This window comes from Xenorhabdus sp. XBWT (genome assembly GCF_059072735.1).
On sequence record NZ_CM180990.1, the window covers coordinates 1,296,780 to 1,312,020 of the forward strand.

Consider the following 15,241-nt stretch of genomic DNA (forward strand, 5'->3'; position numbering starts at 1 on the left):
AAACCTCGCTGACTTAAGTGAGGTTTTTTATCCTTATGACGGGAGCATTAGCTCCCGTTGATGCGGTTATATCCAATGGACTTAATGTGCTCCTCCTTGATCTTTGCCGCTGGCAGAAAATGGTGGCTTTGCCATCCAAACCAATAAAGTTAGGATCAGGAATACAGCGGCTGACAGCCAAAAAATTTCATTGGCTGAGATAATTAACCCTTGATGAGTGATCTGTTTTGCCAGATAAGCGGAGATCTGCTGGTCATTCATACCTAACTGAGTCAGTTGGTAATGAACCTGCTGATAATTAGGATTATATGGATTGATGTACTCTGAAAAATTGGAATGGTGGATAGATTCACGGTGTGTCCACATTGTGGTTGTAATGGATGTTCCTATTGAACCTGACAATATACGGATAAAATTTGACAGGCTAGATGCAGAAGCCATTCTTTCTGGTGATAATCCTGACAATGTGATGGTTGTCAGTGGCATAAAGAAGCACGCCATAGCAAACCCCTGAACGAATTGAGGCCATGCTACAGCAGTAAAATCCATGCCTGACTCGAATGTATATGCCCGCCAATAGAAACAGGCAGTATAAATGATGAAACTGAATGTCACGAGATAGCGCATATCTATTTTATGCCCAAATTTACCGATAATTGGAGCAAACAGTAATGGTATCAATCCTATAGGTGCGGCAGCAAAACCAGCCCAAGTTGCTGTATAGCCAAAAACTTCTTGTAATAACTGCGGTAATAAGACAATCGTACCAAAATACAACATAAAGGCGAGGCTAATACTTAGCGTGCCGATACAAAAATTACGCTCTTTAAAGAGTGATAGATCGATAATTGGATGATCGTCCGTTAACTCCCAGACAATAAGAAGTACTAGTGCGAGAACGGCAATGATTGTAAGGACGATGATCTCAGTAGAGTTGAACCAATCGAGTTCTTTGCCTTGGTCGAGCATAATTTGTAGACAGCCTATGCCAACCACTAACAAAAATAATCCCACAATATCGATCGGATTAATTTCTGTTCGCGTTTCCCGGTCACGCAATAGCTGCATTACAACAAAGATAATAGCGATACCAAGGGGAATGTTAATGAAAAAAATCCAGCCCCAATGGTAGTTATCACTGATATATCCTCCAAGGATCGGTCCGCATATGGGGGCAACAACAATCATCATAGACCAAAGCGCCAGTGCCATATTTCGTTTAGCAGGCGGATAGTTATTTAACAGCAAACTTTGGCACAGGGGCAGCACGGGGCCTGCGGCTATTCCCTGAATAACACGAAAGAAGATTAGCATGCCAAGGCTGTTGGAAATACCACATAACCAAGATGAAAGAGTAAAAAGTGCAGTAGACCAGAGGAACAACTTCACTTCACCAATACGTTTAGCCAACCAACCCGTGATGGGAATGGAAATTGCGTTTGCGACCCCAAAGGAGGTAATGAGCCAAGTTCCCTGCGAGTTAGAGGCACCTAAATTACCTGCAATCGTCGGTATGGCGACGTTGGCAATGGTAGAGTCGAGAACAAGCATGAAAGTTGCCATTGAAAGCGAAATAGTCAGAAGAGCCAGTTTCGCGCCAGTAAGAGGTTCTCTTTTTACCATGATGCCCCCTTAAATGTTATTTCCTGAGTTACTATTAATAATGTCAGTAACTATTTTGTTAGCAGGAGTCATATCTACCGTCAGAGCATTGGTGTGATATGCAGGGTGTTGACGCTCAGTGGTCGCCAGAGTAAGTCCATTGGTATTTTCTGTATCCACTGTGACTTTTGTTGATAAGCCAATTCGCAGAGGATGTTGTTTTAGTTGTTCAGAAACAAGCTCAATACGGACAGGCAGACGCTGGACAACTTTGATCCAGTTGCCACTGGCATTTTGTGCCGGTAATAGAGAAAAAGCGCTGCCGGTTCCCATATCAATACCTATGACCTTGCCTGTGTAAATAACATCACTACCATAAAAGTCGCTGGTGACTTTGACGGGCTGCCCGATCCGCATGTTTGCAAGCTGAGTTTCTTTGAAGTTAGCCTCAATCCACATGTTATTGGTAGGTACGATAGACATCAATGGTGTTCCTGAATTGATGCGGGATCCGACTTGAACGCTACGGCGTGCAACATAACCATCAACAGGGCTGACAATTTCGGTTCTCTGTAAGGTGAGCCAGGCATCACGAACACCAGAAGCTGCTTTTTCTATGGCAGGTTGCTTTTCCAGAGGGGTATCCAAAATAATGGCTTGATTGCTTTTGTATTGGGCAACAGCGATATCTAAATCTGCCTGAGCAGTGGCGACAGTTTCCCGAATATGCTGTAACTCTTCTTTGCCGATTAAATCTCTGATCCCCAGAAACTCCCTCCGCTTGAGATCATTTTGGGCTTTCCTGAGCGCAATTTTTTTTAGCTCAATAGTCGCTTGATATTTTTTACTGTCAGTCATGTACTGATGAGTGGTTCGAACCGTATTAGCTAACTCATTTTCAGCTTTTTTCAAGGCTAATTCGGAGTCACGGGGATCAAGTTGTACCAGAGCCTGACCGCTTTTGACAAAATCAGTATTGTCAAAATTGACGGTAGTAACACTTCCTGCAATTTGCGACATGATCTGTACCTGATTACCTGCCACATAGGCATTGTCTGTCTCTTGGTGATGGCGCGAAAAGAGAAACCAGTAAACAGCATAAATTGTGATTGAGATAAGGAGGAATAACGTCATTAATATGGTGATATTGCGGCGTTGTCGTTTTTTATTTGGGAATTTTAGGCCCGATGGGAGTTGCGTTTTCTCATCAATACTCATAGAGAATCTCCATTTTTGCTCTTAGCTTAAATTACTATGTGGTAATTATGGGACAAAAGTGTTTCCAGTAGTGTGTTGTCACACTACTGGAAAACGAACGATATGGATTTGAATATTATCTGAAGATAATAGTTAGCCATATGAATTATCAGATGATATTGGCTAACGGAAAAGCTTTTTTAAATCATCTTGCCATAGCGTATTTCATTGATTCAAATCTGTTCGGGGCAGAGAGAATCACTTACTCAAACAATCCCCAATGCTATCTAATTGATTCAATATTTTACGCATCAATTTCTCTAACTGTTTTTTCTCCTCTTGATCAAGCGCAGACCAAAGTTTAATCAGGCAATCATGTTGAGGCGGAAGCAAACCATTCAAGAAACTTGAACCTTTTTCTGTCAGATGAAGATGGAGACAACGGCGATCGTTATGGCTCTCTTTTCTTTCTATCCAGCCCTGCTTTTCTAATTCATCAGCAATACGAGTTGCATTTGTACGGGAGGAACCCAATGCAGCGCTAAGTTCTGATGGCTGAATGCTACGACTTTCTTTGGTATCCAGAATCATCAGAGCCATAAACAAGGTTTCATTGATTCCTTGCGATTTCAGCATGTTATTGCGATTTTCCAGAATTTTACTCTGGACATGCATCGATAAGCGAGTGAGCAATATTTCTTGATAGGGAAAACTTTTTTGCTGTGCTACACGGCAATTAAGTAACTCTTCTGTGGGAGTGAATGAACTTTCCATTGTTTAGATACCTTATTAGTTTCAACCGGTAAAGTAACTTCTGTTAAAAACCATACAAATACTATATTAAAAGTTAAATTTAGCAATTGTAGTTATTTATTATCATCATATTTCTTTTGATATTGATACCTAATTCATAAATACCTTGAATATTATTCCAAAAACAATAGCACCAGATAGTGTGGAAACGATGATGCTTCGGGTTTTATAAAAGAAAAAACAGATAGCCATGCATCCGATTAGCGTTGGGAAAAATTTATGGTGCTCTTTCATTACATCAGGAATGCTTGAAATGATGAGTAATGAACAAATCGATGCGATACCAATGCTATCGAGTATGACTCCCATTTTTCCCGTTGTTCCGGCTGATGAACGATTAGCTCCCAAACGTAATGGCAGGTAGCGGAACAAAAAGTTCGCAGCGCCTACAACAAGGCCGATAAAAAGTATCTTATTATCAATCATGTTATGTTCTGTTATTTAATGGCGTGCTCTTAGTTTGCAGAAGTGCTGCTAAACAGCCGCTCATAATTCCTGTAAGAATGGCAATTGGGATTGAGAAAAAGGTAATTCCCATCAATGCGCCCGATAAAGCAGCGGTAACGCAATAGCTATTTTGTTTTTTGAAAGAGGCTAATAAAAAACTTAAAAATAGAGCTGGAAGCATAAAAGCCATGGCCGCTTCAACGGCAGGATATGAATCCAGATAACCGTTGCCCAGTACTGTCCCTGCTACAGTACCTAATACCCAAGATAGCCAAGAACATACCGAAATGGCGACCATCCAGTTTTCACTCCAGCTACGCTGGTCTTTAATCAGTTTCGTCGTCGCTGCGGCAAATACCTCATCAGTCAGGCCAAAAGCCCAAATCATGGTTTTCTTTTCCGATAATGTTTGCTTAATGCGATAACGTAACGCAGGGCCATACAAGATATGGCGAATATCCATTGCCATCACGGTCAAGGCAGAAACCCACAATGACATTCCTGCGCTAAGTAAGGCGGTGATAACAAACTGGCTGGCTCCTGCATAAATGATGCATGAGAAAAATATGGCTTCTAAGGGAGTAAAGCCCAGTTTGACCGCGCTGAGACCAAATGCAAAAGAGATAGGAATATAACCAATGGCAATAGGGAGACTGTCAAAAATACCTTCTTTAAATGAAGAGGCCTTATATGGTAGGGGGGACTCAGGTATTGATGTATCAGATATGGGTATATCGGGCACTGATCTATCTGGTGTTTGCATGGGAAATTTTGTTTTTTTGTTAACAGGTAAAACAACATTAACAAAATATGATGAAAGTGAAAATATTAAATGACAAAATTATTTAATTAATATTATTTAGAACAATAGCTTTAGTGGGTTGTGAAGGGATTTTACAGGAAGTTATGAAATTTTATTAATATCTTTATACATTCGTGTAATTGGCGAAAAAGAGTACAACTTACAAATCGTTAGACAGAAAAATGGTTCATTTGTCTTAGTGGGCCGTTTTTTTGCAGGGTCGGCTGAATTTATGATGATTTTATGTACTATTTTTTTAGTGGGAATTTGATATTGTTAATTTTAATGTTGTGTTTCCGTTAATGTTGTCGGTTACATCTGTCATGTTGGTTGTAAAGTAACTCCTGTTGGCTTCTATGCCTGTTGTTTTTCAAGTTGTATTTTTGTTGATTGCACTCGTTCATCCCGGTCACATCGTTATCTATGTGACCGGGAATTCACTTTCTTGCCACCTTGAGGCAACTCTAAATCCATTGGGCATATAACACGGTTGCAATGAAATTCTGGGGTAGGTTTACCTGCATCAGATAATTATATGAGTAAAAAGATCTTTTTCTTCAATGTTCAAATTGATATCTTTGAATACCAAAGAACACCTTTATTTTTCAAATAATCGCAACTGGTAGAAATAAGAAAGTTATTTTTTAATAATCAGAATTATAAGAAAGTATTTTATGAAAATTTTAACTTTAAGTATGATTTCTGAAAAAAACAATATTTTATTATTATTTTGTATTTTTCTGAGGGGCGTAAATTAACTCTCACTATTTTTATCTTAATTGGTTGAAAGTAAATGGAAATTAAATTTCATTGGTTTCTGAATGACAGAATTTATTGTTATGTAATGTTGAAATGACCAGTTAAATTATTTTTATTTTAATTAATCATTATTGAAAGTTAAGAAACTAAAAATTTATTTTTATTTGTTGGTTTGTTTTTTAAATCTATTTTTAGAACAATGAATGGATTTTGCTATTTTCCTTAATATAAATAAAGTTTTTTTATATTAAGGAGCATGGGAAATACTAATAATAATGAGAAAAGATAGAGTTTGCCATCATTTATAGGCGGTTTTTATCACTGCTTACTATGAAATACGATGATTAACAACGATAACTGGTTTCTTTTCATGTCATTGATTAATTGCCAGTAGTGTATACCTTTTATCTTTCAGACTGATGATTCTAATTCTAGTCACTCGATTATTAGGGAGGTTATACACATAGAGATACCCTGAAATTCGAAATCTATTGGATACATATCATTGTGTTTGCCATAAATAATCACAGATCTGGTAAAAATTCTTAGTGGTATAGAAGCTTAATAATAATAAAAACTAACATTTGTGTATTATATCGAGATAATTATTTTATGAAATAAACGCTATATATGGTTTTTATTGGTGTTTTTTTGTCTACATATGGTATTTTTACATTTTTTAAATGAGCGGCATTAAAAATAAGGTGTCATATCTTATTGGCAGAGCCATAATTTTAATTATCAGAGGGCGGTATGGTTTCTTTATCAAATTGTCAGATGTGTAACCGAATTCATCATTGCAAACTGATGAAAGAGAGATCTAGGCTAGTACAGAAATTTTTAACAATAAATTAAATGGAGGCAGTTTATGTACCATCATTACCTAAATACTCCAGAAGGATTTCCTAAGCCTTATGTACATATCACTGCGGATGATGAAGGAGTAACCAGTATTTATTTTGTTAATGAAAAGAAAGAATCGGAATCTAAAAACACGATTACGAAACAGTGTGTAAAAGAGTTACAGGAATATTTCAAAGGAAAGAGGCTGACATTTACAGTTCCTTTAAGCATGCAGGGAACTGAATTCCAAAAACGTGTTTGGCAGCAGCTCTGCACCATCCCTTATGGTGAAATGTGGAGTTATAAACAATTAGCATTAACGCTGGGGTCGGTAAATTATTGTCGTGCGGTTGGTATGGCAAATTCTCGTAATCCCATTTCATTGATTGTGCCCTGCCATAGAGTGATTGGTCATGATGGTAAATTAGTTGGCTATACTGGCGGGCTGGACATCAAAGGATGGTTGCTGGAACATGAAAAGGGCAAGAAAGCGAAAAGTAAACAAAATTAAAATAAAACGCTAATTTATTTGTGAAATCACTATTGGTGTATAAAATCAATCAGTGTGATTAAGCGAGATTTTCGTTTTTTACATTTTGTTATTATTTCGTGATCTATGTTGCAGACAGTGAACTAAATTATTTGTTGTACTGTACGTGACGCTAAGTTTGTGTCTTTTTTTATTAAAGGTAAGTTTGATGTCAAAAATTAAAGGTAATGTTAAGTGGTTTAATGAATCCAAAGGATTCGGTTTTATCACTCCGGAAGATGGTAGTAAAGATGTTTTTGTTCACTTTTCCGCCATTAAAGCTGACGGATTCAAAACGTTGGCTGAAGGCCAAAAAGTAGAGTTTGAAATTACTGAGGGTGAAAAAGGTCCATCAGCTGCGAACGTTGTCGCAATCTAATTTCGAATCACGTATTTTTAAAACCCGTCATAGAAGACGGGTTTTTTTCGTATTAATTTTTAATCAGAAAGTAAAAGTAGGCTGTTACAGTTTATTCATAACCGCAAAAGCAAGAGCTGTCATCAGTAACGAACCTATTATATTCGCCAGAATGCCTGCCAGTGCCCAACCCACTTTACCTGCTTGCAGTAAATAAACGACTTCAGCAGAAAAAGTGGAAAAGGTGGTCAGCCCACCGCAAAAACCTGTGGTTAGCATCAGTTTCCAAACGGGATCAAGGTGTGTGGCTTTATTGAAATAAGCTAAGCCCAAGCCAATAATAAACGCACCAATGCAATTAGCCGTCAGCGTACCAACGGCAATCGGGAAAGCTGGATTGTTCAGGCGGAGGCTAATGAGCCAGCGTAATACGCTACCCAAGCCACCACCGATAAATACAGCGAACATAATATTCATTATGATGGCGGTGCGACAGATTATTTAACTTCTACGCCTTTAGCCTGCAAGTCAGCATGATAGGAAGAGCGGACAAATGGGCCACATGCAGCATGGGTAAAGCCCATCTCTAGCGCGGCTTCTTTCATTTCTTCAAATTCATCTGGGCTAACATAACGCTGAACTGGTAGATGATGGCGGCTTGGTTGCAAGTATTGACCAAGTGTCAGCATAGTAACGCCATGGCGGCGCAAATCACGCATGACTTCTAAAATCTCTTCGTTAGTCTCGCCCAATCCCACCATCAAGCCGGATTTGGTTGGGATATCTGGGTGAACTTCCTTGAATTTTTCCAGTAGTTTCAATGACCAATCGTAGTTAGCACCTGGACGAACTTGACGATAAACCCGTGGTACGTTCTCTAGATTGTGATTAAACACATCAGGAGGTGTAGCAGTCAGAATTTCCAGCGCACGATCCATGCGGCCACGGAAATCCGGCACCAGAGTTTCGATCTTAATCGATGGATTTTTTTCACGAATAGCAGCGATACAGTCAGCAAAATGCTGTGCACCGCCATCACGCAGGTCATCACGGTCAACAGAAGTGATCACGACATAACGCAGCCCCATATCCTGAATGGTCTGCGCAAGCTTGATGGGTTCATTGGCATCAGGTGCATTCGGACGGCCATGTGCTACGTCGCAGAATGGACAGCGACGGGTACAGATGGCACCAAGGATCATAAAGGTGGCGGTTCCGTGGTTAAAACACTCAGCAAGGTTAGGGCAAGAGGCTTCTTCACAGACGGAATGCAACCCATTTTTGCGCATTGCAGCTTTAATGCCCTGAATGCGGCTGGAGTCTGCAGGAAGTTTGATTTTCATCCACTCAGGTTTACGCAAGAGTGCTTCGCGTTCTGTGGTGACTGTCTTCACAGGGATCAAAGCCATCTTGTCTGCGTCGCGGTATTTGACACCGCGTTCCATCTGAATTGGTTTACTCATAATCGTTGCCGGTTCCAGTTATATTCTTCAGATTGTGACTTACTGCCCGATGCTCATCACAGAAACATTGGGGCAATAAATCCATTCAAATTTTTTTGAAAAATGTTAAAAAATTATATCATCTTTCATCGATGAGTTGGAATCCCAAGATCTGACAGAATTTTTCCACCAGAACGGGTTGTACATCTTCAATGGTCACTCCGGTGACGAAGTCACTGAGTTGGATCATTTGCATGCCCGCATAACCACATGGATTAATACGTAAAAATGGCTGCAAGTCCATTGCAATATTTAGTGCCAGACCATGGAAAGAGCACCCTTTGCGGATACGCAACCCAAGCGAACATATTTTGTTACCTGAGACATAAACTCCGGGAGCATCGGGGCGGGCATATGCTTCCACGCCAAAATGAGCCAGAGTTTCGATCACGGTATTCTCAATTGTAGTTACCAACTGGCGAACCCCAATTTTTGACCGTTTCAAATCAATCAAAACATACATGACCTGCTGTCCGGGGCCATGATAGGTGACTTGACCACCCCTGTCCGATTGGATAACGGGAATGTCACCTGCTGCAAGTACATGCTCGGTTTTACCAGCCTGACCTTGCGTAAACACTTTTTCATGTTGGACAAGCCAGATTTCATCAGGTGTTTCCGCAGTACGCTGCTCGGTGAACTGATGCATGGCATCAGAAACTGGCTCGTAAGGCTGAATACCTAACTGGCGTAAAATAACGGTGTTATGTTGCAATTGGAACTTCATCATTTGTTAACAAAAATTGTCCGCCAGTATAACGCCCTAAGATGATTCCCACCAGTTTGAGAATGCTTCAATTCAATAATATTGTTAATTAGACGAATATATTTTTATTTTATATTATTATGGTTATATATCTTGATGATTTCCCTTTAATCTCTGTTTGAGTTACAGATGGTCAAAAAAAACCAATTCCTGATTGTTGGGTATCTTTGCAGCTTTCTGGTGCTTCTATACAGTTTCTCAATGTTGCTGCCTATTTTTGTGGCTCTATTTTATAAAGAAAAAAGCGTCTTTGCTTTTTTTGAAACATTTATCATAGGGTTAGTTGTTGGAGGTGGAGGTTGGTATTTAACCCGCAAAACTAAAGCACAGCCCAGTACGCAAGATGGATTTCTTATCATCGTGTTATTTTGGCTGCTGTTTTCGTTGCTCAGTGCGTTACCTTTTGTTCTCGACAAAAGTCTGAATATCAATCTGGTCGACGCAATGTTTGAGGGAATATCAGGTATTACTACTACAGGGGCAACGGTACTGAATGATGTCTCTACGTTGCCTAATTCCATTCTCTATTATCGTGCCCAGCTTAATTTTATCGGTGGATTGGGAGTGATCGTTCTTGCCGTCGCTATCTTGCCATTACTGGGTATTGGTGGAGTCAAACTGTATCAATCAGAAATGCCCGGCCCTTTTAAAGAGGAGCGCTTAACCCCACGTCTTGCTGACAGTGCTAAAAGCCTGTGGGTTGTTTATCTGTTGCTGGGAGGCCTGTGTTCGGCCAGCTTCTGGGCTGCGGGCATGTCGTGGTTTGATGCCATCTGTCACGGAATTTCAACTGTTTCGTTGGGAGGATTTTCAACCCGCAATGAAAGCCTTGGTTATTATGACAGTGCGGCCATTGAAATGGTGGGCGGTATTTTTTCGATACTGTCAGCCGTCAACTTTACCCTTTATTTTGTTGCTCTGACGCGCAGGAGCTTTAAACCGTTATTAAAGAATGCAGAATTGCAATTTTTCTTGCTGGTACTTGCAATAATAGTTGGCATTATCTGGTTGGAATTATACCGTTCAGGAATGTATGACGTGAAAGATGCCTTTGTTCACGGTTTTTTCATGACCAGCTCTATGATGACTGATAACGGTTTGGCAACCTCTGATTATGCCCAGTGGCCTCCTCATACTATCCTGCTGCTGCTGGCGGTCAGTTTTTTTGGTGGCTGTGTGGGTTCCACTTGTGGTGGCATCAAAGCGCTTCGTTTTATGATTCTGGCAAAACAGAGTTTCAGCGAAATTAATCAACTCATTCATCCGAATTCCATTTCAACGATTAAAATTGGTAAATCTGTGGTTCAGGATAGGGTGTTGCGCTCTGTCTGGGGCTTTTTTTTCCTTTATGTCTTTTTTAGTTGTTTCTTTATCTGGGCATTGAATTTGCTTGGCTATGATTTGGTAACTTCATTTGCCACTGTCGCAGCTTGTATCAATAACATGGGGATAGGATATGGGACTACAGCACAAGGTTTTGGTAACCTTGATGCGGTGGCAAAATGGATGATGTGTGCGGCAATGTTATTGGGAAGGCTGGAGATCTATCCAATCCTGATCCTGTGCTCGAAAGCATTCTGGCGCTTTTAACCTGATAACAGATAGTTGAATATGATGTATCTATATTTGACTGTCCATCTATATTAGTTACCTGAATTAATCACTAATAAAACGCTGACTAAAAATCAGCGTTAATCATAGGTATAATTACAGTACAACGCGTACCAGTTCTAACGCCCCTAATTCTTCATACAATATCTCAACCTGCTCAATATGAGTCGCGTTGATGGTAATGGAAACGGAGTGGTAATTGCCTTTGCTGCTTGGTTTCACGATTGGAGAGTAATCGCCCGGCGCATGGCGCTGAACCACTTCAATAACTTGATCCACCAGCTCAGGTTGAGCTAAGCCCATTACTTTGTAAGTGAATGAGCACGGGAACTCAAGCAGTTCGTTTAATTTTGTTTTCATGGGCGTTCCTCATGTATTTGCCACAGCTGAATGGTTAATTCACCGTGGCATGATAATTTTCTAACAATGTGTAACTAATATAAGGCTCAATGCTTGATTTTCAAGAAATTAACCAAACCAATGATGGAACATCAGTCTGATATAGTCGATCATGCGGCTGAAGAAGCCACCTTCTTTCACTTCTTGCATCACGACTAATGGACGTTGCTCAATCGTTTTGCCATCAAGCTGGAAGTTGATGGTGCCAACAACTTGATTTTTAGCAAGTGGAGCATGCAGTTCAGTATTGTTTAATACATAGCTGGCTTTCAGATCTTTCAAACGACCACGGGGGATCGTCAGGTAAACATTTTTATCAACGCCCAACTGGACTTTATCAGTATCCCCAAACCAAATTGGTTCTGAGGCAAATTCTTTACCTACTTGCAGCGGTGAAACGGTTTCGAAGAAACGGAAACCCCAAGTCAGCAATTTTTTACTGTCAGTCTCGCGGCCTTTAAAGGTTGGACTGCCCATTACGGCAGAAATCAGGCGCATGTTGCCTTCAGTCGCAGAGGAAACAAGGTTATACCCTGCGCCATTGGTGTGGCCTGTTTTAATTCCGTCGACATTCAGGCTCTTATCCCATAACAAGCCATTACGGTTGGGCTGACGAATATTGTTATAAGTAAATTCTTTCTCTTTGTAGATGGCATATTCATCCGGCACATCGCGGATCAGAGCCTGCCCAATCAGTGCCATATCACGGGCAGAACTATGCTGACCGGCAGCATCCAAACCATGTACGGTTTGAAAGTGTGTGTTTTGCAGCCCCAGGCTCTGTACGTATTTGTTCATTAAACTAACGAACGCGTCTTGGCTGCCTGCTACGTAATCAGCCATCGCAACACAGGCATCATTGCCGGATTGCAGGTTAATACCACGGGAAAGCATGGCAACAGACACCTGATCACCAGGCTTTAAGAACATTAAGGAAGAGCCTTTAAATATCGGATTACCTGTTGCCCAAGCGTCCTTACCGACAGTAACGATGTCATTCGGGCCGATTTTTCCTGATTTAATGGCTTGACCTATCACATAGCTGGTCATCATTTTGGTTAGACTGGCTGGATCACGGCGAACATCCGCATTTTTTTCAGCTAATACCTTTCCTGAGTTGTAATCAATCAGAATATAGGCTTCTGAATCCAGTTCGGGAACACCGGGGATCATGGTTTTGAAATTATCATCCGTGTTGGCGAACGTAGAAACGCTGGCAGCCAGAGCGATGCCTAAGGTGGCACTTTTAATAAAGCGGGAGGTAACTATGTATTTCATGATTGATTAGATAACATCCGTGAGAAAAGGATTAATAATAAGCTACATAATAACAAATGAAAAAAAGGCTGACATTAAACAAAATTCAGTGAGTTGAAGGTTTACACTGCTTGACCCAAACACAACGATTTTATCTACCTGCTGATAGGAATAAGAGAATTCAATATCAGCAGGCAATGATGCTATTCATCTTTGCTATAGCAAATCAGGGCACAATAATAAAAGAGGATTGATGCATCTGATCGGTTAATTGCTTTTGTAGCTCCAAAGCTTTTTGTCGGCTATTGAATGGTCCTAGTTGGACGCGATAAATATTGCCAAATTGAATAATGCGGCCTTGTACATTAAAGCGTTGGCTCAACGATTGTTGCCACTCTTTGGCTTTTTGTTCAACGCTGACAGCACCTACCTGTACCATATAATTACCCGTTAATATTGAACTTGGGGTACTTGGAGTTGATGTAGATGACGTACTTGAATCAGGTAATGTTGCCGCAGGAGGTGAAGTAACGGGCTGCTCTACGGTATTTCCAGATAGATTTTGTTCGGTAGCTGGTTGCTCCAGGGTATTTTGTTCAGGGGCATTGCCTGTCGCGGATGGTTTATTTGATGGCTGAGAACTAATAACGGGGCGGTCAGGCAAAGCATAACTCTGTTTGACGATTGTTGAGCCTTCTGTTCCCAAGCCAGATAGTGAGCTATCTGGAGCGACCTGAATACCATCCAGCTTTACTCTGCTTTGTGGCATTAAATTCAAGCGTTCTGCCGCTGAACGTGATAATTCAATGATTTTACCTGATTTATTGTAAGGACCTCTATCATTGATCCTGACAATCATCATGCGTCCGTTGCTTAAATTAGTAATACGTACATAACTTGGAATAGGTAGTGTTGGATGAGATGCCGTCAGCGAATAAGGGTTGGCTTGTTCACCAATAGCTGTCAGTTTGCCATTGGCTTCTTCCCCGAACCAACTGGCATAACCAGTTTGGGTAAAGTGAGCAAGATCTTGCACGATGCGATATGTTCGTCCATCCCTTTGATAATCCTGATTGGCGCTTGGATGATAAGGCTCATATTGAGGCTCAGCTCCCAAGACATCACGAGTCGGGACAGGGGGCAGAGAAGGTGCCCGATTATTGCCTGTTATTGTACAGCCTGATATCAGTACCGCTACGATGCTAAATATAAGCCATTGTTGATGCATGACACTTTTTCCTCATAAACTTTTGGACAATAACTTACGATGCGTATGTATCGACATAATAATGCCAAACCCCGCCATTAGGACAATTAATGCAGAGCCTCCATAACTAATCAGCGGCAAGGGAACACCAACCACGGGCAGAATGCCGCTTACCATGCCGATATTTACGAAGACATAGACAAATAAAATCAGTATTAACCCCCCGACTATCACTCGACCGAAAGTATTCTGTGCCTTAGCAGCAATAACCAGGCCACGCATAATGATCAGCATATAGAGTCCGAGCAAAACAAGAACACCTATCATCCCCAGCTCCTCAGATAGAACAGCGAAAATGAAGTCTGTATGTCTTTCAGGCAGGAATTCCAATTGTGATTGTGTGCCTTGCAGCCAACCTTTCCCAAATAATCCACCTGAACCAATAGCAATTTTAGACTGAATGATATGGTAGCCTTTGCCTAATGGATCACTTTCGGGATCAAGTAGCATCATAACGCGGGCACGCTGATAGTCGTGCATCAGAAAGAACCATAGTATTGGAATGAAGCAGGCAAGTAGTAAAACAGCGATACCGATTAGCTTCCAATTCATTCCTGCCAGAAACAGAATGAATAACCCAGAGGCGGCAATCAGGATGGATGTCCCCAAATCGGGTTGTGCTGCTACCAGCAGAGTAGGAACAAAGATCAAAACCAATGCAATGCCAGTATTTTTCAATGAAGGAGGGCAGAGATCTCGGTTCATAAAACGCGCAACCATCAAAGGAACGGCAATTTTAGCAATTTCTGACGGTTGGAAACGCACAATGCCGAGATCTAACCAACGTTGTGCCCCTTTACTTATTTGGCCGAAAACATCAACCAGAATGAGCAATATTACACACCCAATATAGAGATAAGGTGCCCAATTCTCGTATATGCGCGGAGGGATTTGTGCCATAAAGAACATGACTATGAGGCCTATGAGAACTTGCCCGACTTTACGTTCCATCATGTCGACATCCTGTCCACTGGCGCTCCACATAATAAAAAGGCTGTAGACCAGTAATGCCAGGACAAATAGTAATAATGGAATATCTATATGTATGCGGGTCCAGAAAGGAACCTTGTTTTCAGAGTCTGTCATGGC

Annotated in this window: 15 protein-coding genes; 3 read left to right on the plus strand and 12 right to left on the minus strand. The window is 40.9% G+C overall.

What is annotated here, in order from left to right:
• Positions 1-81 precede the first annotated feature (81 nt).
• From emrB to AC5JQI_RS05885, 5 genes are all read right to left on the minus strand, one after another.
• Entirely contained in the window at positions 82-1,623 is a 1,542-nt protein-coding gene (emrB, locus tag AC5JQI_RS05865) for a multidrug efflux MFS transporter permease subunit EmrB (protein ID WP_493914031.1), read from the minus strand.
• A 9-nt stretch (positions 1,624-1,632) separates the two neighbouring features.
• Positions 1,633-2,820 carry a multidrug efflux MFS transporter periplasmic adaptor subunit EmrA gene (gene emrA, locus AC5JQI_RS05870; protein WP_493914032.1) on the minus strand — a complete coding sequence of 396 codons (1,188 nt, stop codon included), beginning with the start codon at positions 2,818-2,820 and terminating at the stop codon, positions 1,633-1,635.
• A gap of 237 nt (positions 2,821-3,057) precedes the next feature.
• Positions 3,058-3,573: a transcriptional repressor MprA gene (gene mprA / locus AC5JQI_RS05875; protein WP_323855572.1), complete on the minus strand. Its 516-nt coding sequence runs from the start codon at positions 3,571-3,573 to the stop codon at positions 3,058-3,060.
• 129 nt (positions 3,574-3,702) lie between these two features.
• Positions 3,703-4,035: an L-valine transporter subunit YgaH gene (gene ygaH / locus AC5JQI_RS05880; protein ID WP_493914628.1), complete on the minus strand. Its 333-nt coding sequence runs from the start codon at positions 4,033-4,035 to the stop codon at positions 3,703-3,705.
• Between the two features lie 4 nt (positions 4,036-4,039).
• Complete coding sequence (locus tag AC5JQI_RS05885) at positions 4,040-4,822, minus strand: AzlC family ABC transporter permease (RefSeq protein WP_493914033.1); 783 nt, start codon at positions 4,820-4,822, stop codon at positions 4,040-4,042.
• Between the two features lie 1,666 nt (positions 4,823-6,488).
• Here AC5JQI_RS05885 and AC5JQI_RS05890 point away from each other — a divergent pair.
• Entirely contained in the window at positions 6,489-6,974 is a 486-nt protein-coding gene (locus tag AC5JQI_RS05890; protein WP_237385934.1) for a methylated-DNA--[protein]-cysteine S-methyltransferase, read from the plus strand.
• A 187-nt stretch (positions 6,975-7,161) separates the two neighbouring features.
• Complete coding sequence (gene cspE, locus AC5JQI_RS05895) at positions 7,162-7,371, plus strand: transcription antiterminator/RNA stability regulator CspE (protein ID WP_092550757.1); 210 nt, start codon at positions 7,162-7,164, stop codon at positions 7,369-7,371.
• Between the two features lie 84 nt (positions 7,372-7,455).
• On the opposite strand, the gene crcB is transcribed toward cspE, so the two are convergent.
• The 3 genes from crcB to lipB form a co-directional block, all read right to left on the minus strand.
• Positions 7,456-7,827 carry a fluoride efflux transporter CrcB gene (crcB, locus tag AC5JQI_RS05900; protein WP_493914034.1) on the minus strand — a complete coding sequence of 124 codons (372 nt, stop codon included), beginning with the start codon at positions 7,825-7,827 and terminating at the stop codon, positions 7,456-7,458.
• 20 nt (positions 7,828-7,847) lie between these two features.
• Positions 7,848-8,813, minus strand: a complete 966-nt coding sequence (lipA, locus tag AC5JQI_RS05905) for a lipoyl synthase (protein ID WP_237385935.1) — start codon at positions 8,811-8,813, stop codon at positions 7,848-7,850.
• 118 nt (positions 8,814-8,931) lie between these two features.
• Positions 8,932-9,579, minus strand: coding sequence for a lipoyl(octanoyl) transferase LipB (lipB, locus tag AC5JQI_RS05910; RefSeq protein ID WP_237385984.1), 648 nt, complete (start codon positions 9,577-9,579; stop codon positions 8,932-8,934).
• 168 nt (positions 9,580-9,747) lie between these two features.
• Between lipB and AC5JQI_RS05915 the strand changes: the two genes are divergently transcribed.
• Complete coding sequence (locus AC5JQI_RS05915) at positions 9,748-11,208, plus strand: TrkH family potassium uptake protein (RefSeq protein WP_493914035.1); 1,461 nt, start codon at positions 9,748-9,750, stop codon at positions 11,206-11,208.
• Positions 11,209-11,325: 117 nt separating this feature from the next.
• Here AC5JQI_RS05915 and ybeD read toward each other — a convergent pair whose 3' ends face one another.
• The 4 genes from ybeD to mrdB form a co-directional block, all read right to left on the minus strand.
• Complete coding sequence (gene ybeD / locus AC5JQI_RS05920; RefSeq protein WP_092550766.1) at positions 11,326-11,589, minus strand: DUF493 family protein YbeD; 264 nt, start codon at positions 11,587-11,589, stop codon at positions 11,326-11,328.
• 108 nt (positions 11,590-11,697) lie between these two features.
• A complete protein-coding gene (dacA, locus tag AC5JQI_RS05925; protein ID WP_493914036.1) occupies positions 11,698-12,906 on the minus strand; it encodes a D-alanyl-D-alanine carboxypeptidase DacA in 1,209 nt (402 codons plus the stop codon).
• A 205-nt stretch (positions 12,907-13,111) separates the two neighbouring features.
• Positions 13,112-14,113, minus strand: coding sequence for an endolytic peptidoglycan transglycosylase RlpA (gene rlpA / locus AC5JQI_RS05930; RefSeq protein ID WP_493914037.1), 1,002 nt, complete (start codon positions 14,111-14,113; stop codon positions 13,112-13,114).
• Between the two features lie 12 nt (positions 14,114-14,125).
• A complete protein-coding gene (gene mrdB / locus AC5JQI_RS05935; protein ID WP_493914038.1) occupies positions 14,126-15,238 on the minus strand; it encodes a peptidoglycan glycosyltransferase MrdB in 1,113 nt (370 codons plus the stop codon).
• Between the last annotated feature and the right edge of the window lie 3 nt (positions 15,239-15,241).

Excerpts from the sequence above, each read along its gene's own strand:
- AC5JQI_RS05890 (WP_237385934.1), top strand. The coding sequence starts at position 6,489 with ATGTACCATCATTACCTAAATACTCCAGAAGGATTTCCTAAGCCTTAT.
- ybeD (WP_092550766.1), bottom strand. The coding sequence starts at position 11,589 with ATGAAAACAAAATTAAACGAACTGCTTGAGTTCCCGTGCTCATTCACT.
- lipA (WP_237385935.1), bottom strand. The coding sequence starts at position 8,813 with ATGAGTAAACCAATTCAGATGGAACGCGGTGTCAAATACCGCGACGCA.
- crcB (WP_493914034.1), bottom strand. The coding sequence starts at position 7,827 with ATGAATATTATGTTCGCTGTATTTATCGGTGGTGGCTTGGGTAGCGTA.
- AC5JQI_RS05915 (WP_493914035.1), top strand. The coding sequence starts at position 9,748 with ATGGTCAAAAAAAACCAATTCCTGATTGTTGGGTATCTTTGCAGCTTT.
- emrB (WP_493914031.1), bottom strand. The coding sequence starts at position 1,623 with ATGGTAAAAAGAGAACCTCTTACTGGCGCGAAACTGGCTCTTCTGACT.
- AC5JQI_RS05885 (WP_493914033.1), bottom strand. The coding sequence starts at position 4,822 with ATGCAAACACCAGATAGATCAGTGCCCGATATACCCATATCTGATACA.
- rlpA (WP_493914037.1), bottom strand. The coding sequence starts at position 14,113 with ATGCATCAACAATGGCTTATATTTAGCATCGTAGCGGTACTGATATCA.
- dacA (WP_493914036.1), bottom strand. The coding sequence starts at position 12,906 with ATGAAATACATAGTTACCTCCCGCTTTATTAAAAGTGCCACCTTAGGC.
- mprA (WP_323855572.1), bottom strand. The coding sequence starts at position 3,573 with ATGGAAAGTTCATTCACTCCCACAGAAGAGTTACTTAATTGCCGTGTA.
- lipB (WP_237385984.1), bottom strand. The coding sequence starts at position 9,579 with ATGAAGTTCCAATTGCAACATAACACCGTTATTTTACGCCAGTTAGGT.
- emrA (WP_493914032.1), bottom strand. The coding sequence starts at position 2,820 with ATGAGTATTGATGAGAAAACGCAACTCCCATCGGGCCTAAAATTCCCA.
- mrdB (WP_493914038.1), bottom strand. The coding sequence starts at position 15,238 with ATGACAGACTCTGAAAACAAGGTTCCTTTCTGGACCCGCATACATATA.
- cspE (WP_092550757.1), top strand. The coding sequence starts at position 7,162 with ATGTCAAAAATTAAAGGTAATGTTAAGTGGTTTAATGAATCCAAAGGA.